Annotated in this window: 15 protein-coding genes and 1 tRNA gene; 8 read left to right on the forward strand and 8 right to left on the reverse strand. The window is 67.6% G+C overall.

Annotated elements, in window-relative coordinates; translation table 11 throughout:
- Nucleotides 1-11: 11 nt before the first annotated feature.
- Together MSM1_RS12390 and nudC are read left to right on the forward strand one after the other, a co-directional pair.
- Nucleotides 12-1,076, forward strand: a complete 1,065-nt coding sequence (locus tag MSM1_RS12390) for a TrkA family potassium uptake protein (protein WP_213442558.1) — start codon at nucleotides 12-14, stop codon at nucleotides 1,074-1,076.
- Nucleotide 1,077: 1 nt separating this feature from the next.
- Nucleotides 1,078-2,001: an NAD(+) diphosphatase gene (gene nudC / locus MSM1_RS12395; RefSeq protein ID WP_213442560.1), complete on the forward strand. Its 924-nt coding sequence runs from the start codon at nucleotides 1,078-1,080 to the stop codon at nucleotides 1,999-2,001.
- Nucleotides 2,002-2,009: 8 nt separating this feature from the next.
- Here the strand turns inward: nudC and MSM1_RS12400 are convergent, their stop codons facing one another.
- Nucleotides 2,010-2,264: a mycoredoxin gene (locus tag MSM1_RS12400; RefSeq protein ID WP_213442562.1), complete on the reverse strand. Its 255-nt coding sequence runs from the start codon at nucleotides 2,262-2,264 to the stop codon at nucleotides 2,010-2,012.
- A 129-nt stretch (nucleotides 2,265-2,393) separates the two neighbouring features.
- Between MSM1_RS12400 and MSM1_RS12405 the strand changes: the two genes are divergently transcribed.
- The gene (locus MSM1_RS12405; protein WP_213442563.1) at nucleotides 2,394-4,547 is read left to right on the forward strand and encodes an ATP-dependent DNA helicase UvrD2; all 2,154 of its coding nucleotides are present in this window, start codon (nucleotides 2,394-2,396) and stop codon (nucleotides 4,545-4,547) included.
- 56 nt (nucleotides 4,548-4,603) lie between these two features.
- On the opposite strand, the gene MSM1_RS12410 is transcribed toward MSM1_RS12405, so the two are convergent.
- The 3 genes from MSM1_RS12410 to MSM1_RS12420 all read right to left on the reverse strand — a co-directional run bounded on the left by MSM1_RS12410 (nucleotide 4,604) and on the right by MSM1_RS12420 (nucleotide 8,516).
- Complete coding sequence (locus MSM1_RS12410) at nucleotides 4,604-5,947, reverse strand: AarF/ABC1/UbiB kinase family protein (RefSeq protein ID WP_213442958.1); 1,344 nt, start codon at nucleotides 5,945-5,947, stop codon at nucleotides 4,604-4,606.
- Nucleotides 5,948-5,990: 43 nt separating this feature from the next.
- Complete coding sequence (locus MSM1_RS12415) at nucleotides 5,991-6,857, reverse strand: cyclodehydratase (protein WP_213442564.1); 867 nt, start codon at nucleotides 6,855-6,857, stop codon at nucleotides 5,991-5,993.
- Nucleotides 6,858-7,091: 234 nt separating this feature from the next.
- Complete coding sequence (locus MSM1_RS12420) at nucleotides 7,092-8,516, reverse strand: zinc-dependent metalloprotease (RefSeq protein WP_213442565.1); 1,425 nt, start codon at nucleotides 8,514-8,516, stop codon at nucleotides 7,092-7,094.
- 165 nt (nucleotides 8,517-8,681) lie between these two features.
- Here MSM1_RS12420 and MSM1_RS12425 point away from each other — a divergent pair, with 165 nt between their 5' ends.
- From MSM1_RS12425 to MSM1_RS12440, 4 genes are all read left to right on the forward strand, one after another.
- On the forward strand, nucleotides 8,682-9,704 hold the full coding sequence (locus tag MSM1_RS12425; protein ID WP_213442567.1) for a PDZ domain-containing protein: 1,023 nt from the start codon (nucleotides 8,682-8,684) through the stop codon (nucleotides 9,702-9,704).
- Nucleotides 9,705-9,856: 152 nt separating this feature from the next.
- Nucleotides 9,857-12,835, forward strand: a complete 2,979-nt coding sequence (locus tag MSM1_RS12430; protein WP_213442569.1) for a UPF0182 family protein — start codon at nucleotides 9,857-9,859, stop codon at nucleotides 12,833-12,835.
- Between the two features lie 61 nt (nucleotides 12,836-12,896).
- Nucleotides 12,897-12,970: transfer RNA gene (locus MSM1_RS12435), tRNA-Met, on the forward strand.
- Between the two features lie 515 nt (nucleotides 12,971-13,485).
- The gene (locus MSM1_RS12440; protein ID WP_213442571.1) at nucleotides 13,486-14,046 is read left to right on the forward strand and encodes an endonuclease V; all 561 of its coding nucleotides are present in this window, start codon (nucleotides 13,486-13,488) and stop codon (nucleotides 14,044-14,046) included.
- A 51-nt stretch (nucleotides 14,047-14,097) separates the two neighbouring features.
- Here the strand turns inward: MSM1_RS12440 and MSM1_RS12445 are convergent, their stop codons facing one another.
- The 3 genes from MSM1_RS12445 to MSM1_RS12455 all read right to left on the reverse strand — a co-directional run bounded on the left by MSM1_RS12445 (nucleotide 14,098) and on the right by MSM1_RS12455 (nucleotide 18,273).
- A complete protein-coding gene (locus MSM1_RS12445) occupies nucleotides 14,098-14,658 on the reverse strand; it encodes a thioredoxin family protein (protein ID WP_213442960.1) in 561 nt (186 codons plus the stop codon).
- A 185-nt stretch (nucleotides 14,659-14,843) separates the two neighbouring features.
- Nucleotides 14,844-17,147: an isocitrate lyase ICL2 gene (aceA, locus tag MSM1_RS12450; protein WP_213442962.1), complete on the reverse strand. Its 2,304-nt coding sequence runs from the start codon at nucleotides 17,145-17,147 to the stop codon at nucleotides 14,844-14,846.
- Nucleotides 17,148-17,298: 151 nt separating this feature from the next.
- Entirely contained in the window at nucleotides 17,299-18,273 is a 975-nt protein-coding gene (locus tag MSM1_RS12455) for an NADPH:quinone oxidoreductase family protein (RefSeq protein WP_213442573.1), read from the reverse strand.
- Between the two features lie 211 nt (nucleotides 18,274-18,484).
- Here MSM1_RS12455 and MSM1_RS12460 point away from each other — a divergent pair, with 211 nt between their 5' ends.
- Complete coding sequence (locus MSM1_RS12460; RefSeq protein WP_213442575.1) at nucleotides 18,485-19,444, forward strand: alpha/beta fold hydrolase; 960 nt, start codon at nucleotides 18,485-18,487, stop codon at nucleotides 19,442-19,444.
- A gap of 635 nt (nucleotides 19,445-20,079) precedes the next feature.
- Here MSM1_RS12460 and MSM1_RS12465 read toward each other — a convergent pair.
- On the reverse strand, nucleotides 20,080-21,336 hold the full coding sequence (locus MSM1_RS12465) for an MFS transporter (protein WP_236055978.1): 1,257 nt from the start codon (nucleotides 21,334-21,336) through the stop codon (nucleotides 20,080-20,082).
- Nucleotides 21,337-21,358: the final 22 nt, after the last annotated feature.

Genomic DNA, 21,358 nt, shown 5'->3' on the forward strand with positions numbered 1-21,358 from the left:
TGCCCAGGCCGATGCCCAGACCTAGGTTGCGCCCGAAGGGCCTTGATGAGCCGCTGACCGCCCAGCCCGATTACGCGCTGGTCGGCGTGCTGCGGATTCCGCAGAGCCGTGACCCTACGCGCGCCATCTCGCGGCGGGCGGGCGTCGTTGTGCTCGCCTTGCTGATCGCGGCGGTCGTCGTCTACCTCGGCCGTGGCGGGTACACCGACGTGCGGGGTAAGCCGCTGTCACTGCTGGACTGCGTGTACTTTGCCGCCGTGTCGCTAACAACAATCGGGTATGGCGATGTCACACCGATTACCGAATCCGCGAGGCTGATCAACATTTTGCTGATCACACCGCTGCGGGTGGCATTCCTGATCGTGTTGGTGGGCACCACGGTGCAAGTGCTCGCCGAACGCCAGCGGCAAGCAATCAAAATCCGGCGATGGAGGAGGAAAATGCGCAACCACACCGTCGTCGTCGGCTACGGCACCAAGGGCCGCACCGCGATCACCGCCATGCTCAGCGACGATGTCCGGCCCCCCGACATCGTCGTGGTGGACGTGGACCGGGTCGCGCTCGAGCACGCCAACGCGGCCGGCCTGGTCACGGTCCACGGCAACGCCACCAGATCCGACGTGCTGCGGCTCGCCGGCGGGCCGCAGGCGGCCTCGATCATCGTCTGCACCGGCCGCGACGACACCGCGGTGCTGGCCACGCTCACGGCCCGGGAGATCGCGCCCACGGCCAAGATCATCGCGGCCGTCCGGGAGGGCGACAACAAGCACTTGCTGCTGCGGTCGGGCGCCGACTTGGTGGTGACGTCGTCGGAGACGGCTGGCCGCTTGCTGGGCATCGCCACCACCACCCCTAGCGTCGTCCAGATGATCGAAGACCTGCTGACGCCGGAGGCCGGGTTTGCCATCGCCGAACGTCAGGTCGAGCAGGCCGAGGTGGGCGGGTCTCCGCGGCAGCTGCGCGACGTCGTGCTCGCCGTGGTCCGCGACGGTCAATTGCTGCGCGTCGACGCCCCCCAGGCCACCGCGATCGAGGCCGGCGACCGGCTGCTCTACCTCCGCAGCGGGGGTCGCTGACGTGGACTTTCAGCTGCGGAGCGTGCCATTGCTGTCGCGCGTCGGAGCGGACCGGGCCGCCGAGCTGCGTACCGATGTGGAGGCGAGGACCGCCGGGTGGGCGGACGCGGCCGTGTTGCGGGTGGATTCCCGCAACCGAGTGCTGGTCACGAGCGGGCGGGTCGTTCTCGACGCCGCGATCGCGGTGGCCGACACACCACCCCCGGAGGCGGTGTTTCTGGGGCGTCTCGAAGGCGGTCGCCACGTCTGGGCCGTCCGCAGCCCCCTGGATGCGCCCGGGGAGAGCGACGCGGCGGCCGAGGTGGTCGACATTCGTCGCGCCGGCCAGGTCTTCGACGATGTCAGCGCGCACCTGGTGTCCGCGGCGGTGGCGCTGCTGAACTGGCATGACAGCGCCCGATATTCCGCGGTAGACGGCCGGCCCACGACGCCGACCCGGGCCGGCTGGTCGCGGACTAACCCGGTCACCGGGCACGAGGAGTTCCCGCGTATCGACCCGGCGGTGATCTGCCTGGTCCATGACGGCGGGAATCGCGCCGTGCTGGCCCGCCAGCGGGCCTGGCCCGCGGGGATGTTCTCGCTGCTAGCCGGGTTCGTCGAGCCCGGTGAGTCGCTGGAGGCGTGCGTCGTCCGCGAAGTCCGCGAGGAAATCGGCTTGACCATCCGCGACGTGCGCTACCTGGGTAGCCAACCCTGGCCGTTTCCGCGCTCACTGATGGTCGGCTTTCATGCGATCGGCGACCCGGATCAGGGATTCTCGTTCACCGACACCGAGATCGCCGAGGCGGCATGGTTCACCCGCGCTGAGGTGCGCGCCGCCCTCAACGCCGGTGACTGGAGCAGCGCCTCAGAGTCCGAGCTTCGGTTGCCCGGCGCGGCGTCGATTGCCCGGGCGATCGTCGAGTCGTGGGCGGCGCTGGACTGAGGGCACGGCTAGCTGCGCAGTTGGGCCAGCTTGGCCTCGATCTCGCGGGCCGTGGGGTTGGTCAGCGTCGACCCGTCGGCGAACCGTACCGTCGGAACCGTGTGATTGCCGTCGTTGACGGAGCCGACGAACTCCGCGGCCGCGGCGTCCTGCTCGATATTGATCTCGTCGTAGGGGATTGCGGCGGCCTTCAACATCGCTTTCAGCCGAATGCAGTAGCCACACCACGGTGTGGTGTAGAGGGTGAGGACGGCGCCGGTCATCGATGGCCACCCTAACGGCTCTTGTCGGGTCTCGCAGCAGGCGCGTCCGGGCGACAATGCGGCACGCGCAGCGCCCCGAGGCGTGGTGCTGCCCGGAGGTCGTCGGCCCCGGGTGCCAAGATGGACGTCATGCCGGTGACCGCAAGCCCGTTGCTGGCCGGCTTGGACGACGAGCAGCTCGAAGCGGTGCTGGCGCCCCGAGGGCCGGTCTGCGTGTTGGCCGGTGCCGGAACGGGCAAGACCCGCACCATTACCCGTCGGATCGCCCAGCTGGTCGCCGGCGGCCACGTCGCCGCCCACCAGGTGCTCGCGGTGACGTTCACCCAGCGCGCGGCCGGTGAGATGCGCCTTCGGCTGCGCTCGCTGGAGGCCGCTGTGGCGCGCAGCTGTGGCCTGGGCGCGGTGCAGGCTCTGACGTTTCACGCGGCCGCGCACCGTCAGCTGCGCTACTTCTGGCCGCGGGTGGTCGGAGCTACCCGTTGGCAACTACTGGATAGCAAATTCGCTCTCGTCGCTCGGGCCGCAAACCGTGCGGGGCTACGTGTGGGCACCGACGTCATCCGGGATGTGGCCGGGGAAATCGAGTGGGCCAAGGCGTCCCTGATCGGCCCCGAGCAGTACGGGCCCGCCGCGGCGGCCGCGGGCCGCGAGACGCCGTTGGACGCCGCGCAGGTCGGCGATGTCTACGCGGCGTATGAAACGTTGAAGACCCGCGGTGACGGGGTCGTGCTGCTGGACTTCGACGACTTGCTGGTGCATATCGCGGCCGCCCTCGAAAACGACCCGGGTGTCGCTCAGGAGTTCCGTGATCGGTATCGCTGCTTCGTCGTCGACGAGTACCAAGACATCACCCCGCTGCAGCAGCGGGTTCTGTTGGCTTGGCTGGGCGAGCGCGATGACCTCACCGTCGTCGGCGATGCCAACCAGACCATCTACTCATTCGCCGGGGCGTCGCCACGGTTCCTGCTTGACTTCAGCCGGCGGTTCCCCGACGCCACGGTCGTGCGGCTCGAGCGGGACTATCGCTCCACTCCGCAGGTGGTGGCGCTGGCGAACCGGGTGGTCGCCGCCGCCCGGGGCCGGATGGCGGGCGGCACGCTTCAGCTATCCGGTCAGCGTGGTGGGGGTCCGCCGCCGTGCTTTCGCGAGTATCCCGACGAGGTCGCCGAGGCCGTCGCGGTGGCCGCTTCGATCTCGGCGCTCATCGAAGCGGGGACCCCGCCGGCAGAGATCGCGGTGCTCTACCGCATCAATGCCCAATCCGGGGTCTACGAGGAGGCGCTGACCGAGGCGGGTATCGCCTACCAGGTCCGTGGCGGGGAGGGGTTTTTCAGCCGTCAGGAGATCCGGCAGGCGCTGCTGGCTTTGCACCGCGCGTCGCAACGCGGCGGCGAGCATGGCATCGACGGTGACCTGCCCGCCGTGGTGCGCCGGACGCTCGAGCCACTGGGGCTGACGGCGCAGCAGCCCGCCGGCGTCCGGGCCCGGGAGCGCTGGGAGGCGCTGGCCGCGCTGGCGGAGCTGGTCGACGACGAGGTCGCTGAGCACCCGCAGCTGGATCTGCCAGGGCTGGTGGCCGAACTGCGGGCCCGCGCCGGCGCACCGCACCCACCGGTGGTGCAGGGTGTCACGCTGGCTTCCCTGCACGCAGCCAAAGGGCTCGAGTGGGACGCGGTGTTTTTGGTCGGATTGGCCGACGGCACACTGCCGATCTCGCATGCGCTGGCGCACGGCGCCGCCAGCGACGCCGTGGAGGAAGAGCGCCGGCTGCTCTACGTCGGGATCACCCGGGCGCGCGTGCATTTGGCGCTCAGCTGGGCGCTGTCACGGACCCCGGGTGGCCGGCAGACCCGCAAGCCGTCACGGTTCCTCAATGGCATCGCCCCGCAGACAGCCGCTGATCGGACGGCGCCCCGGCCACGCCGGGGCCGAGGCGCCGGGTCACGCTGCCGGATCTGTAACACGACGCTGAACACGCCGGCCGCCATCCTGCTCCAGCGTTGTGAGACCTGTGCCGCCGATATCGATGACACGTTGCTGCGGCGGCTTAAGGAGTGGCGGCTGCGCACGGCGAAGCAGCAGAGCGTGCCGGCCTTTGCCGTTTTCACCGATAACACGCTGACTGCGCTCGCCGAGCTGCGGCCTCTCGACGAGGCCGCCCTGCTCGCCGTGCCGGGCATCGGCGCGCACAAGCTGCAACGGTACGGGCCCGCGGTGCTGCGACTCATCCAGGACCACTGCCGCTCCGCGGCGGCACGCAAACCTCGGCCGTACCCCGAGTAACCGGTGCGCGCTCTGACCTGGGGGTCACGCTGTCGAACGCCGATTCCGAGGGCCGTTCAGACGACAACGGCGTCAGGCTCGGCGAAACCCGGGACCAGCTCCTCCGACAGCGCTTTGATCGGCACATGCGCGTCTAGCTGGCAGAGAATCGCTCCGACCGACGCGATCACCCGCAGCGGGATCGCCAGCTTGGCCGGCAGGTCCAGCCGCCGCGCCGTCCGGATCTGCGCTACCGACCGGTCGATGTGGCGGGTGGCGATCCGCTGGAGCCATTTGCGGGTGTAGTGAAAAACCTCTACCTCGATCGGCTCGACATACTGGCGCAGCATCTCATCGATCTCGCGCACCGAGACGTGCTGACCCTTTTGGATGAAGCCGGCTTTTTCCATCGTCGGCAGCAGCAGATCGTAGTTTTTGTCCCGGGCCAACCGGATTGTCATCCCCAGCTCCACCGGGAAACCGCCGGGCAACGGCGCGACCGCCCCGAAGTCGATAACCCCCATCCGGCCGTCGGGCATGAGCATGAAATTGCCGGGGTGCGCGTCGCCGTGCATCATTTCCAGCCGGCGCGGCGCGTCGAAGGTGAGCTCGGCCAGCCGCGTGCCCATAAGGTCGCGCTGTTCGGTGGTCCCGTTGCGGATTATCTCCGACATCGGCACACCCTCGATCCACTCCTGGATGACGACTTTTGGGGCACTCGCCACGACGTGGGGGACGAGGAAGTGCGGGTGGTTGTCATACGCCTTGGCGAAGGCGCGCTGGTTGTCGGCCTCGAGCCGGTAGTCGAGCTCCATCTCGGTGCGTTCGATCAGCTCATCGACCACGCCCTGCACGTCGGCGCCCGGCACCAGCTGCTTGAGGACACCGACCATGCGTTGCATCGTTTTCAGGTCCGCGCGCAGCGCCTCGTCGGCGCCCGGGTACTGAATTTTGACGGCCACCTCACGACCGTTCGACCACACCGCTTTGTGCACCTGCCCAATGCTGGCCGAGGCCATCGGGGTGTCGTCGAACGAGCTGAGCCGGTCCCGCCATCGGGTGCCCAGCTGGGCGTCAAGCACCCGGTGCACCTTGTTCGCGGGCAGCGGCGGGGCGTCCTTTTGCAGCTTGGTGAGCGCTTCCCGGTAGGGCTGGCCGTATTCTTCGGGGATGGCCGCTTCCACCACCGAGAGCGCCTGCCCGACCTTCATCGCGCCGCCCTTGAGCTCACCGAGCACGGTAAAGAGCTGCTCAGCCGCTTTCTGCGTGAGCTCGGCGGTAACCTCATCCTTCGATTTGCCGGTGAGTCGTTTGCCAAACCCGAGCGCCGCCCGGCCCGCGATGCCGACCGGCAGGCTGGCGAGCTTCGCGTTACGAGCCGCGCGCCCGCGTTTGATGTCTGTCACGTACCCATCATCCATCACGGGTGGGGCGCCGGTCGCATCAATCTGGCAACAGGTGATGTCAACAGCAGCACAGCGGGTGCCGGGTCCATTGCCGGGCGCGGATCGAGCCGGCGTGGAGGTTGAACTCCAGCGTGGCGTTCAACGCCGCCGGCGGCCCGGGATCGGGCGTCGTTGCCAGTCCCCGCACCACCCCGATCACCCGGTTGATTTGGCTCAGCGCCAGCGCCGCGGTCCCCAGCAGGGTGGCGCGATCGGCCGTGCCGACCATGTCTCGCAGCTGGGCGGCGACGGCCGGCCACGCCGCATCGCGGTCGCGGCGGTGCAAATCCGTACAGCCCAGGCAACTCGTCACCCCCGGGATGACCAGCGGCCCCACCAGCCCGGTTCCGTCACGCACCCGTACCGGGAGATGCGGAATCCCCGCCCTGTGCAGATCGCGGACCATTCGCGGGTCGGCGACCAGGTAATCCGACAGCACCACCAAATCCGTTGCGGCCGCGGACGCCACGGCATGGGGCTGGTAGCTTTGGCCGATCCGGGCTCCCGAGCAGCGCAGTGCCTGCACCAGCAGCTCCGCCAGCGGCCCGCGGCCGTGCACCCGGATCGCCGCCGACCGTCCGTGGCACCGCCGGGGCGCGCTGGTCACAACACCGGCATCGATAAGTTGCGCGAGCAGGCCGGCCAACGCTTCATCGCCGCTATCGTCGATCAACCCGTGATGCGCAGCCCGGCGCGCCAGCTCGGTAATCGACGCCGGTGTTCGCATGGAGCGCAACAGGGTGGCCAACGCACCCGGCGTCAGCCCGGAAGGCGGATAGATCAGCACGGCCCGGCGGGGATCCCAGCCCACTTGCACGGCACCGTTGGGGCGAAGCACCACCGGCATGGCGGGGTCTAGCGTGTACACACAACCGGTCGGCGGCATGTGGGCACTGTGCCACCCCGGGCGCACCGGCCGCTTTGGTTATCCACAGCGTTGGGCTAAGCCCGTCCATGAGGCGGTCTACGGTTATCTAATACCTCGATCGAATACCCTAGACCTAATTCCCGGTAAAATACCCAAGGAAATAATAGGGAAATAATAGGAAAAGAATAGCCAAATAGCTAGAGAAATACCTAGAATAACACCGAGGACGATATCTAGACGGATATCGGATATCTAGGTGTCCCCGGAATCCGCGTCATCGGCGGAACCGCCCTGGATGTCAGAGCCCTTGTCCAATTCGGCGTCCAATTCGGCGCCGCTTTCAAATTCTGCGCTCTTTTCGAATTCGGCGAGGGCCTCGTCGATACCGCTGGTGTCACCGCCGATGACCCGGTCGATAAAGGCGGCCGGCTCGTCGAGATCCTCCGACTCGGGCAGCAGATCCGGATGCTGCCAGACGGCGTCCCGCGCATCCACGCCGACAGCCTGCGTCAGGCGGTCCCACAGCGCCGCGGCTTCGCCCAATTTGCGGGGGCGCAGCTCCAGCCCGACCAGCGTGGCGAATGTCTGCTCGGCCGGACCGCCGGTGGCCCGGCGCCGACGCAGCGTCTCGGCCAGCGCGGCGGCACTGGGAATCCGGTCGTCCAGGGCCGCAGCCACCACGGTTCGCACCCAGCCCTCGATCAGGGCCAGCAGCGTCTCTAGCCGCTCAAGTGCCTGCATCTGTTCCGGTGTCGCCTGGGGCTCGAACACCCCTTGGCTCAGCAGTTGCTCCACGGCGGTGGGGTCGGTCAGCGACGCCGGGTTGAAATCGCGCGCCAGATCCTCGATACCGGCCATATCGATCTTCATGCCTCGGGCGTAGGCCTCGATCGCGCCCAGCAGCTGGCTGGATAGCCAGGGTACGTGACTAAACAGCCGGTGATGCGCGGCCTCCCGGGCGGCCAGAAATGTCAGGATCTCACCGCGCGGCTGCTGCAGACCGGCGGCGAACGATTCGATGGCCTCGGGCAGCAGCGCGGCCACCCCCCTGGGCCCCAGGGGCAGACCGATGTCGGTCGAGGTGAGCACTTCGCGAGACAGCCGCGCTAGGGCCTGGCCGAGCTGCGAACCGAATGCCACGCCCCCCATCTGCGACATCATTGCCACCAACGGGCCGGCCATATTCTTGGCCTCCTCGGGCAGCGCTGCCGCCCAGACCGTGGCGATCTGGTTAGCCATCGGATCGCATAGCCGTTTCCATGTCGCCAAGGTGTTGTCAACCCAATCGGTGGGGGTCCAGGCGACCGCTTTGGTGGTGCCCGCGGGCAGCGAGGTCACCCCGTCCAGCCAGGTCTCGGCAAGGTGCACCGCGTCGGCGACCGCCGAGTTGGTTGCCGCGGAGATCGGCGCGACAAACCCGATCGAACTCGACGCCACCTGCCGGGCCAACTCGTAGTTGACGGGGCCGGAGGACTTGCCGGCCACCACGGTGCTGGCACCGCTGAACATCTGACCCAGGCGGGTGAAGATCTGGCCCAGGTCGGCCATGTTGAAATCGCCGCCGAGACCGAACGGCCCGGACGAGCCCGGGTCGTTGTTTCCGGGTTTGTCGCGCTCGGGGTCATCCCCAGCGGAGAAGCCGAAAGGCAGATCAGCCATACCATTAACGGTACTCACCACGAAGGCAGAACGCGCTATCCACGTTCACGCCGTCAGTGAACCGTTTCCCTGGGCATTTGCCTGGGCATGATGTGCGGACACCTGCGGGATACATACTCGGTGTGCTGGGCCACCGCGGGCGAAGCGGCCGGGCAGCCCCGCCGCCCGTCTAATGTTGGCGGCGTGAACAGGCGGATTCTGACGTTGACGGTGGCTTTGGTGCCGATCGTGCTCTTCGGGGTGCTGTTCGCGGTGGTGACCGTGCCGTTCGTGTCGTTGGGCCCCGGGCCGACGTTCGACACCCTTGGCACGGTGGACGGCAAGCAGGTCGTCGACATCAAGGGTGTCCAGACGCATCCGACGTCGGGCCAGCTGGACATGACGACGGTGTCGCAGCGCGACGGCCTGACCCTCGGCGAGGCCCTCACCTTGTGGCTGTCGGGGAACGAACAGTTAATACCGCGCGACCTGGTGTATCCGCCCGGACAGTCACGGGAAGAGGTCGACAAGGCCAACAACGCCGAATTCAAGCAGTCCGAAAACAACGCCGAGTACGCCGCGCTGGGCTACCTCAAATACCCCAAGGCCGTTACCGTGGCGGCGGTCAACAATCCCGGGCCGTCGGCGGGCAAGCTGCAGGCCGGTGACGCCGTGGACGCGGTCAACGGCACCCCGGTCGCCACCGTAGAGCAGTTCACGTCGCTGCTGAAGAACACCAGACCGGGCCAGCCGGTGGCGATCGCCTACCGCCGCAAGAACGCTCCACCGGGTGTTGCACGGATCACGCTGGGCGCCAACAAGGATCGCAATTATGGTTTTCTCGGTATCGCGGTGCTGGATGCGCCCTGGGCGCCGTTCGTCATCGACTTTAATCTCGCCAACGTCGGTGGGCCCTCCGCCGGGTTGATGTTCAGCCTGGCGGTCGTCGACAAACTCACCACCGGTGACTTGGCCGGGTCGAAGGTCGTCGCGGGCACCGGAACGATCAGCGCCGACGGCAAAGTGGGCCCGATTGGCGGCGTGGTGCACAAGATGGTCGCCGCCCGCGCGGCCGGGGCCACGGTGTTCCTCGTCCCCTCCAAAAACTGCTATGAGGCCAACGCCGACAAGCTACCGGGCCTGCAATTGGTCAAGGTCGACAGCCTCGGTCAGGCGGTGGCCGCGCTGCACACCGTGACCTCGGGTGGCCGCCCCCCGAGCTGCTAGACGTTGCTAGACCGCGGCGCCCACCGGAAACGATGCAGGCCGCAGACGTGGCCATGGGATGCGTACAGTGGTGACCGTCGACAACAGAGGTCCCGGAAACGTCCGAAAGATCGCCGACGGCACTATCCACCTTGAGGCAGGGAGTGTAGCCAGTGGGCATGCGGCCCGTCGCCAGGATGCCGAAGCTGACCCGGCGCAGCCGGATTCTTGTCGTTATTGCGCTGGCGGTGCTGGCGCTGTTGCTCGCAGGCCCACGACTGATCGACGGTTACGTCGACTGGCTGTGGTTTGGTGAACTCGGCTACCGCCCGGTGTTCATCACCGTTCTGGTTACCCGCCTGGTGGTGTTTCTGGTAGCCGGATTAGCGGTCGGCGGGATCGTCTTCGGCGGGTTGGCATTGGCCTATCACACCCGCCCGGTGTTCGTCCCCGGCAACGGCAACGATCCGGTGGCGCAGTACCGGGCCGTCGTGATGTCGCGGCTGCGGCTGGTGGGGTTCGGGATACCGGCGGTGATCGCTCTGCTGGCCGGTATCATCGCCCAGACCTACTGGGTGCGCATCCAGCTTTTCTTGCACGGCGGTGACTTTAAAATACGCGACCCGCAGTTCGGCAAGGATCTTGGCTTTTACGCATTCGATCTGCCATTCTATCGCCTGGCGCTCAGTTATTTATTCGTGGCACTGTTTCTGGCGCTGGTCGCCAATCTGCTGGCCCACTACGTCTTCGGCGGAATCCGGCTGTCCGGGCGCACCGGCGTGCTGACCCGCCCGGCACGCATCCAGCTGATGAGCCTGCTCGGCGCGCTGGTGCTGCTCAAGGCGGTTGCTTACTGGCTGGACCGCTACGAGCTGCTGTCGCACTCCCGCGGTGGTAAGCCCTTCACCGGGGCCGGCTATACCGACATCAACGCGGTACTGCCCGCCAAGCTGATCATGGTGGCGATCGCGCTGATCTGCGCGGTCGCGGTATTCTCCGCGATCGCATTGTGGGACTTGAGGATTCCCGCTATCGGGCTGGTTCTGTTATTGCTGTCATCGTTGATCGTCGGTGCCGTCTGGCCGTTGATCGTGGAGCAGATCAGCGTCAAACCCAATGCCGCGCAGAAGGAAAGCGAATACATCAGCCGAAGTATCACCGCTACACGTCAGGCCTACGGGCTGACCTCCGACGTGGTGAGTTACCGCAATTACAGTGGCGACGCGCCGGCAACCGCGCAGCAGGTCGCCGCCGACCGTGCCACCACCTCCAACATCCGGCTGCTCGACCCGACCATCGTCAGCCCGGCATTCACCCAGTTCGAGCAGGGCAAAAACTTCTACTACTTCCCCGACCAGCTCTCCATCGACCGGTACCGCGACCGCGACGGTCACCTGCGCGACTACGTCGTCGCCGCCCGTGAGCTCAACCCCGACCGGCTGATCGACAACCAGCGTGACTGGATCAACCGCCACACCGTCTACACCCACGGCAACGGGTTCATTGCGTCACCGGCGAACACCGTGCGGGGCATCGCCAATGACCCGAATCAGAACGGCGGCTACCCCGAGTTTTTGGTCAACGTGGTCGGCGCCAATGGGAGCGTGATCTCCGATGGTCCGGCGCGTCTGGACCAGCCGCGCATCTACTTCGGGCCGGTTATCTCCAACACCCCTGCGGATTACGCGATCGTCGGGAAAAACGGCCCCGACCGCGAATACGACTACGAAACCAACACCGAAACCAAGAACTACACCTATGCCGGAACGGGCGGGGTCCCGATCGGGGATTGGTTGTCGCGCAGCGTGTTCGCCGCCAAGTTCGCCGAGCGCAACTTCTTGTTCTCCAACGTGATCGGAGCCAACAGCAAGATCTTGTTCAACCGTGACCCGGCGCGGCGGGTGCAGGCGGTGGCGCCGTGGCTGACCACCGACAGCAGGGTATATCCCGCGGTTGTCAACAAGCGGCTGGTGTGGATCATCGACGGCTACACAACACTCGACAATTACCCCTACTCCGAACTCACCTCGCTGTCGTTGGCCACCGCCGACTCCAATGAGGTGGCGTTCAACCAGTTGGCGCCCAACAAGCAGGTCTCCTACATCCGCAACTCGGTGAAGGCCACCGTCGACGCCTACGACGGCACCGTCACGCTGTATCAGCAGGATGAAAACGACCCGGTGCTGAAGGCGTGGATGAAAGTGTTTCCCGGGACGGTCAAGCCTAAAAGCGCGATCACGCCCGACCTCGCCGACCATCTGCGCTATCCCGAAGACCTGTTCAAGGTGCAGCGGATGCTGCTGGCCAAATACCACGTGAACGACCCCGTGACCTTTTTCTCCACGTCGGATTTCTGGGATGTTCCCCTAGATCCCAACCCGACCGCCAGCAGCTACCAGCCGCCGTACTACATCGTCGCGAAAAACCTTGCCAAAGACGATGATTCGGCGTCATACCAGCTGACCAGCGCGATGAACAGGTTCAAGCGCGACTACTTGGCCGCCTATATCAGTGCCAGCTCCGATCCCGACACCTACGGCAAGATCACCGTGTTGACCATCCCGGGTCAGGTGAACGGGCCGAAACTGGCCAACAACGCGATCACCACCGACACCGCGGTTTCGCAGGATCTGGGGGTGATCGGGCGCGACAACCAGAACCGGATCCGGTGGGGCAACCTGCTCACGCTGCCGGTGGCCCACGGCGGGCTGCTCTACGTGGAACCCGTCTACGCGTCCCCGGGCGCCAGCGACGCCGCGTCGTCTTACCCGCGCCTGATTCGGGTCGCGATGATGTACAACGACAAGGTCGGCTACGGCCCGACGGTCAGCGACGCGCTCACCGGATTGTTCGGGCCCGGTGCCGGTGCCACCGCCGCGGGTATCGCGCCCACCGACGCCGGGGCGCCCCCGAACCGGCCGTCGGGTGCTCCGCCCCCAGCCGCCTCACCGGGCTCAAAGCCCCCGGCCGTGGTGGGGCCCTCGCCCAACGGGGAGGTTGCGCTGTCTGCGGCCAAGGCCGCCGCGCTCAAGGAAATCCAGGCGGCGATCGGCGCGGCGCGCGATGCCCAAAGGAAGGGCGACTTTGCCGCCTACGGGGCCGCCCTGCAGCGCCTGGACGACGCCATCAACAAGTTCAACAGCGCCAAATAGCTCGGGCCATGCGGGTGATTTGGCGGCCCCGCCCAGCGTTCGGTAACCTGGTGTTTACCGTCGCGGGGTGGAGCAGCTCGGTAGCTCGCTGGGCTCATAACCCAGAGGTCACAGGTTCGAATCCTGTCCCCGCTACTAAAGAAAGTGGCTCCCGGAGGACGCTGCGGGGGCCATTTTCGCACCGGTTGGGAACGGATTTGGGAACATGAGCATTGCTAAAGCTAATCGCTTAGCTTGCGCGGTGCCTGAACTTCAGTCTTAGCCGGTCAGGACCGTGACTACCTTTCCGGCGGGTTAGCGGTCAGCGGGTTTGGCGGGTGTGGATCGGTCTGTAGGAGGACTGTGAAATGGGCGCGGGCCAACCCGTGTGGGAGGCGCCGTGTGTCGCGCGAGCGAGCGCGAGATGAGATCTCATCCGGTTGCGCGCCTGGCGCACGTGCGCGCGGCAGCCTTGCCGTCCAGGACCCTTTGCTGGCCGTCAGCCCAAATGAGCTGTGGCGAAGGAATTTGCGATCGAATCGTGGTGGCGAGACGGTGCAATGGATGACGCAGGCTGCGCGCAGGCGCGGGGGCCAGCTTCTTGGAAGCGGTCCGGCTGCTAGGTACGGCCCCTTAGCCGAGTTGCCCGATGGCTGTAGAGACGGTATTGGATGCTGATTGCCGTGGACGTTCAGTATGCCGGACTCGTGGTCACCGCCGCCGTTGGCTTCCTCGAGTGGTCGGACCCTGCGTCTGCGCTCGAATGCGTCTTTCGCGCCGGGGTGACCCCAGAGCCCTATCAGCCCGGCGCTTTCTACCGGCGGGAGCTGCCCTTCCTTCTTGAGGTGATTGGCCTGGCGCAGCGGCATCATCCCATCGAGGCGGTGGTCATCGACGGCCACGTGTGGCTCCGTGAGGGTCAACCTGGACTGGGCGCGCGGCTGTACGAGGCGCTCGGCGCGCGGAAGGCGGTCATCGGCGTGGCGAAGGCCGCGTTCGCGGGGGGTGACGCGGTCCCGGTGCTTCGCGGCAAGAGCAGCCGGCCGCTGTTCGTGACCGCGGCGGGGATGACCGCGCATACGGCCGCCGAGCTGATCGGCGTCATGCACGGCCCCCACCGGCTGCCCACGTTGCTGAAGCGCGCCGACCAGCTGGCCCGCGGGCGCACGGTGCCGGACCCCGCCAAGGCGCCCGGCCGGGCAGGTGCGCTAGACCGAAGGGCAGGACCGTGACATCCCGCCGGGCCTCACGGCCTTTGGTGGACGCTTGCCTTGCCGCGCCGGTCAAGAGGGCGCGTAGCCGGGCTCGTTGCCCGGTTTCCACTTGATGTTGCAGCCGATGCTGGGCACCTGGTCGCCGGGAACCGCCCGGCCCGCCAGCACGGCCTGAACGGCCCGGTCGAGGTCGTCGCCGGTGACCGGCTGGTCGTTGCCGGGCCGACTCGCGTCGAACTGGCCTCGGTAGGCCAGCTTGCGCTCCCGGTCGAAAAGGAACAGATCCGGGGTGCAGGCGGCCCGGAAGGCGCGGGCGACCTCCTGGGTCTCATCCAGCAGGTACGGGAAGCCCCACCCGTTCCGCTCGGCAAAGGCGGGCATGTGCTCGGGCCCGTCTTGCGGGTAGGCGGCGGTGTCGTTGGCGTTGATCGCCAGGATCGCCAGCCCCTGATCCATCCATTGGCGGGCCCGCCGCCCGAGGGTCGGCCCGATGTGGATGACGTACGGGCAGTGGTTGCACACGAAGGCCACCAGCAGCCCCCCGGCCCCGGCCGCGTCGGCCGGGCCGTGTAGCTTTCCCTGCGCGTCGGGAAGCCTGAAGTCGGGAACCGGCGTCCCCAGGGGAAGCATCACCGAGTGAACAGCGACCACGGCCCCAGGATGCCATCCTTCCCCCGGGATTGACCAGACCCGGTTCGGCGGTCCGTGTCCCGCGGCGGGATTGCCGGCCGGTGGGGATCATGATCTTCATCCAGAGGACCGGGTCATCCGGAGGAACCTGCGTGCCGCCCGGCGGGTCACGCCACGGGTCGCCGTTATCCCGTGGCCTTGTCTTCCTTGCGGATCAGGCGCCAGAGCGCCGCGCGATCGGGTGCCAGCAGCTCGGCGATGCGTGGGTGGTTCACGTCGGCGACGATGATCTCGCCCACATCCTGGTTGACTTCGCGGAAGATGCCGTGGGATTTCATTTTCGAGGTCTGATACAGGTTGTCCTCCGTGGGGGTGACGTAGTGCACGGCGTCGGCCTTGAAACGGTGCACTAGCCACAGATGGATCAAGGTCATCAGCCGCTTTTGGCGCAACTGCTCGGCGAACGTGTTTTGGTCACGCACCGAGAGAATGGTGCTGCCGCGGCGGTCTTGGAACGGTGAGAAGATGACGTTGGCCAGCTCCTCCTCGCCCTTTCCGTAAATGGCGAGCTCGAGCAGCTCCGAGCCGGCGCGGTGCGGGCGCAGCTGCACGCGCAGCTTCTCGCCGAGCTGGTAGTGCTCGCTCCACATCGCCAGCCAGTCCTCCAGCAGCTTTTTGGGAACCTCGGTCTGCACCAGGTGCTGGTGTTGGGTGGAGCCCTTGCCCATGGCCTTGGTGGTCGCCGTGCGCCCCGAGGAGGCCAGCAGCGCCGCGTCGGCGCGCGGCCCGCCGGCCAGGGTTTGCGGGGTGCGGTAGGGCGACTCGATCAGCCGCAGCTGGCGCTGCAGCCGGGCCAGCGCCAGCATGCCGTCTTGCCGCAGCGAGGTGGCGAACTCCTCGGCGGCCAGTCCGTCGATCTGGTGACCGCCATAGGTGATGAAGTTGAAAACAAAGCCCAGCTTGCCAAGCTCCTCGGGGAAGGCCCGCATCTCCTCGTCGGTCATCCCGGTGGTGTCCCAGTTGAACGACGGCGAGAGGTTGTAGGCCAGCATCTTGTCGGGGTATTCGGCGTGGATCGCCTCGGCGAACTGGCGGGCCTCGGCGAGGTTCGCGGTCTTGGTCTCCATCCACAGCAGGTCGGCGAACGGCGCGACGGCCAGCGACTTGGCAATCGCATACGGTATGCCGCCGCGAACCTGGTAGTAGCCCTCGGGAGTCTTCGCCCGCTCGCAGTCCCAGCCCACGTCGGCCCCCAGCTCCCTGGCTTTCTCGCGGGCGGCGTACAACGACGCCCGCTGGGCGAATCGCCGCCACTCCGCGGCGCTCATGTCGGGGGGCTCGCCCTCGCTTTCGCGAAACTCGAGGAGGTTCGCAACGGCCTCGCCGTAGGTCATCAGCCCGGCGTCTCGCTCCCAGGCGTCAACGAACCGCGATTCGACGTTGTCGAACAGCGCGTCGATCGATTGCCGGCCGTTTCGCCGCCATGCCCCGGCCGTCTCCTCAATCAGCTCCGCAATACCCTGTCGCTTCAGCCAGGCGTCGGCGGCGGCGTACTCCCCCTCGGGCAGTGCGTAGAGCAGATGCCCGTTGAGCTCTTTGACTCCCAGGTCGTAGAAGCGCCGCATCATCGCCAGGAAGCAGGCCTTATACGGGGGAATCTTCAGGTTGGTCGCCCCCAGCAGGAACGGTTGGTCGCGCTCGTCGGCGCGGCTGTCGATCAGGCTGCCCGCCTCGGCGTCGGTGCGCGCGACGATGATCCCCGGCACCCGCATCACATCGAGTTGAAAACGCGCGGAGTTCAGGCGTTTGATCTGCTCGTCCGACGGGACCAGCACCTTTCCGCCCTGGTGGCCGCATTTTTTCGTGCCGGGGCGCTGGTCTTCGATGTGATAGCCCGGCACTCCGGCCTCGACGAAGCGGCGAATCAGGTTACGCACGTGCGGGTCGCCGCCGTGACCCGTGTCGGCATCGGCGATGATGAACGGGCGAAAATCGGTCGGCGGAGTTGCGGCGCGTTGCTCTTCGCTCATCTGCAGCCGCAGGTAGTGCTGATTGCGGTCGGCGGTCAACAGCGCGCGCACCAGCGTGGCGGCCTCCTCCGGCACCTGGCTCAGCGGGTAGCTGGCCAGATCCGGCCCCGGATCCTCGGTGGTGGAGCCCTTCGCGGAGGTGGCCCACCCGCCGAGGTAGATCCCCTCGATGCCCATCCGCTTCATGGTGACGGCCTGCCCCGGCGTGTACGGGCCGAATGTCGTGATGCTCTTACGCTGAGCGAACAGTTCGCGCAGCCGCGCGTAGAACGCGGTCGCCGCCTCGCGCGCCACGGTGTAATCGACGGGGATCGTGCCACGCTGCTCGACCACCTGGCGGGCGGTGTAGAGCCGGATGATCCCGTCGAAGCGCGGACTGTCAAAGTATCGCTGCGTGTCGGCGACTTCCTGCTCGAACGGTGTGCGGGCCGCGGCGTCCGCTTCGACAGTGGTGGCCATCATTTACGCTCCTCTTCAGCCCGGTTTCCGCTGCTACCGAGAGTCTATCCCCGGGCTGCCGCGGCCCCGGGGCGCTTCAGCTCAGCAGCTTCTGGCCGGGTGTCTCCCCGTCAGGCGGCTATCCGGCGCCCGGGCCGTGGCGGCCGGGCCGCTAATCCCGCAGCCCGATCACGACCTTGCCCCGGGCGGTTCGGTTTTCCAGCGACGCGATCGCCTCGGCGGCCCGTCCCAGCGGATAGATCACCGGCTGAGGTGCCGCAACCGTGCCCCCGGCCAGCAGCGGCTGCAACTCCGACCATTGCTGGGCGAGGTATTGCGGGTGTGACGCCACCCACGCGCCCCAGCCGACGCCGACGGCTTCGATGTTGTTCAGCAGCAGCCGGTTCACCTTGATCGTCGGGATCTCGCCACCGGTGAAGCCGACGATCAACAAGCGGCCGCCCGGGGCCAGCGAGCGCAACGAGTCGGTGACCCTGTCGCCGCCGACCGGATCGACGACGATGTCGACCCCGCGGCCATTGGTCAGCTCCAGCACGGCGTCTTTGAACCCGTCGGCGGGTACCACATCGGTAGCGCCAGCCGCCGTGGCGACCTCGGCTTTCTCGGGCGTGCTGACCACCGCGACGGTGCGGGCCGCGCCGAGCGCCGCGGCCAGCCGCAGCGTCGACGTGCCGATGCCACCGGCAGCCCCGTGCACCAGCACAGTTTCGCCGGGCGCCAGCCTCCCGCGGGCCCGAAGCGCGAAATGCACGGTGAGATCGTTGAACAACAAACCCGCACCGGCCTCCAGCGACACCGCGTCGGGCAGCTTGAATACCCGTTGCGGCACCACGGCGATCACGTCGGCCATTGCGCCGGTCAGCATTGTCAACGCAGCGACCCGGTCACCCGCGCGGACACCGGCGCCGGCGGGCGCGCTGCGCACCACGCCCGCCGCCTCGGCGCCCAGGATGAACGGCAGGGGCGGCCGGTGCTGATAGCGGCCACGGGAGAGCAGCGCGTCGGGAAAGGCCACACCGGCGGCATGGACGTCGATGACGACGGCGTCGTCGCCGCGGGGCTCCTCGAGTTCGACCACCTCAACCGCCCCGGGGCCGTCGAGGCGGGCTACCTGAACCGCGCGCATCGCAATCCTCCCTAATCCTCAAGCGGCGGACCCAGCGTTATCGGCGGGCACCCGATCCACGGCGGGCGTCCGTCGATCTCCCGGGGTGCAGATCGCAGCCTAATGACACCACGGCCGCCGGGCCGGGCCTCCAACGCCCCTGAGACCGTAGCTCTAGACTTGGGTAGCTGAAGCGACGGTGAGCAGGCGCGGCCTCGAGGGGGGAACGGCGATGGGTTCTCGTCGAGCGATCGGCCGTACCACGCCCGCCTGGCTGTCCGTCGCGTTGCCGCCGAGCCGCACCGTGGCCGTGCGGGCCGCCGACGGCACGCCGTTGCACACCCAGGTGTTCGGGCCCACTGGTGGCTACCCGATTGTGCTGGCGCACGGCATCACCTGCGCGATCCGCGTGTGGGCACACCAGATCGCCGACCTAGCCACCGACCACCGGGTGATCGCGTTCGATCACCGCGGCCATGGCGCAAGCGGGGTTCCGGGCCGCGGGGGTTACAGCCTTAACCACCTGGCGTCCGACCTCGACGCCGTGCTTGAGGCCACACTCGGGCCACACGAGCGCGCCGTAATCGCCGGACACTCGATGGGCGGTATCGCCATCACCGCATGGGCGGACCGTTACCGCCATAGGGTTGAGCAACGGGCCGACGCCGTCGCGCTGATCAACACCACCACCGGTGATTTGCTGCGGAAAGTGCAGCTGATGCCGGTCCCCCCGCAGCTGGCGACGGCGCGTGCCTGGGCGGCGCAGGCCCTGATTGCGACGCTTGGCTCGTTACCGTTGCCGGGCGCGGTGCGACGAGTGGCCCGTGAAATCGTCGCCATGATGGCCGTCGGAGCTGACGCGGACCCCGGGGTCGCCGCGTTTGTCTGCGATTTGTTTCTGGCGACCGCACCGGCGGGCCGCGGTGGCTGCGCAAAGATGCTCAGCGCGATGGGGCGGCGGCACCTCAGCCTGACCGGGCTGACGGTCCCGACTCTTGTCATTGGCAGCAAACGCGACCGGCTGACCCCGATCAGCGAATCCCGCCGGATCGCCGCGGCCGTTCCCAACCTCGCGGGTCTGGTCGAATTGCCCGGCGGCCACTGCGCGATGCTGGAACATCCCGCCGACGTCAACCACGAGATCCGGGCGCTCACCGAATGGGCCCGCAGGGCCCGGCGTATCAGCTCCTAGCCTGGCGGCAGCCTCGGCGGCCCGTCGGCGAATCCCGCTGCCACCCGGCAATGGTCCGCGTGGTCGAGCGGACCCAGCGCCCCGTACGGATTGAGGTTTTGGCTACACCGCGTGCGGCCCCGCGCGGGCGAGGTCTTACCCGGCCGAAACCGGGTGGTTAACCGCTTTTGTACGCGGGGCCGGGAACGCCATCGCGGTACGTGACGCACTGCCGCGATCCGGCGGTGCCGGTGCAACACGTTTCGATGAGGGTCGGCGCGGCACCCCAATGAGGTTGTACCTGCTCCGACGTGTATTCGCCCCCGGAGCTTTTACACGTGGTCTCGACATCCGTTTGCGCGCGAGCAACCGGTGCGCCCGGAAACATCACCGCAACCGCCATGAAGGCGGCCACGGACAGGGCGCCGAATACCGGACGTTTCATGTTCCTCCATAGCCAGGCGAGGTCCGAGGCCCTTCCTCAACGACGTTAACGACGTTGTCCTTGCGGAATTGGCAGCGCTAGTTTACCGCCTGGGTGCACGCACCCACCCGAGAGCGCCGTGCCTCACCCGAGAGCGCCGTGACGCAGGCGGGTGCGGACCCGAAATACCTTCGCGTGCCGCAGGCTTGGGACGTGCGCACCGGGTATCGGCTCAGGTCGCCTCGACGGCGACGGGCGTCGCGGGGACCTGGTTATCCACGCACCGCAGGACGGGCGCGAACCCGAGCCAGATCACCAGCGATCCCAATGACAGTCCGCCGAGCAACGCAAAAGCAGCCGGAAAGCCGAATAGTTGAGCGACGAAGCCGCCCAGCACCGGGCTGAGCGCTCCCCCGAGGCCCTGAGCGGCCATGATCGCGCCCTGGCCGACGTTGATGTGGCCGGTGCCGTCGAGAATCCGGGCGACCAGCCCGGGCACCGCTACCGACAGCATGCCCGAACCGACCCCGTCGAGGATCTGCACGGGGATGACTCCCCAGGTGGTGATGACACCGGCGGCGATGAGCGCGCGGACGGGCAGCGCGGTAAACGCGATCAGGATCGCCAGCCAATAGCCGCGGGCTTGGGCGATCTTCATGGCCGCCAGCGACGCCGGGATCATCACCGCCTGGGCCACGACCACGGTGCTGGCCACGGTGGTGAACGGGTTAGCGTGGGTGGCGACCACGGCCAGCCCGTAAAGCGGCAGCATCGCCGCATTACCCAGCCAGAACAGCATCACCGCGCCGGCCACCGCCAGCAGCGGCCGGGAGTCGAGCAGCACCCGCATCCGTTTGACCGGAGCCTGGTCGATCGCCAGCGCCTCGCCGCGTGCCACGTGATGATCGATGTGCCCAGCGGGGATTCGCAGCACGGCGACGATGGTCAGCGCCGCGAACGCCGCGGCGAGCCAGAATACCCCGGCGTATCCGAACGCCCAGCCCAACAGGCCCCCGATCGCGGCACCAGCCATGTTGCCGGCGTGGTTGTAGGCCTGATTGCGGCCGTTTTGGCTGGTGAACCCGGCCTGGCCCGCCATGCCGAGGGTGATGCCGATAATCGCGGGCGCGATCGTCGCGCCCGAGATGCACATCACGGCCTGCGCGGCGGCGACGACCCAGAACTGTCGCGATGTCAGGATCACCGCCGAGGCCGCGACCGCGCCCAGGCCGACGACGATGACGACGGTTCGCTTGCGAGTGGTGGCGTCGACCAGCGCCCCGGCGGGCCCCACAGTGCACATACCGACGATGGCGCCCAGGGTCATCACGGTGCCGATCGCCCCGGTGCTCCAGCCACGGCCGGCCAGGAGCACACCGAGGAACGGGCCCATGCCGGCTTCCATGTCCGCCATGAAAAAGTTGACCGCCCGCAGGGCGGCCCGATCCCGCATCGGCATCCTGAGCGCCGACGTGTCCCGGCTGACCATCCTTCGAATGTTCCGGTATCGC

The organism is Mycobacterium sp. SM1 (assembly GCF_018361265.1).
Taxonomy (GTDB): domain Bacteria; phylum Actinomycetota; class Actinomycetes; order Mycobacteriales; family Mycobacteriaceae; genus Mycobacterium.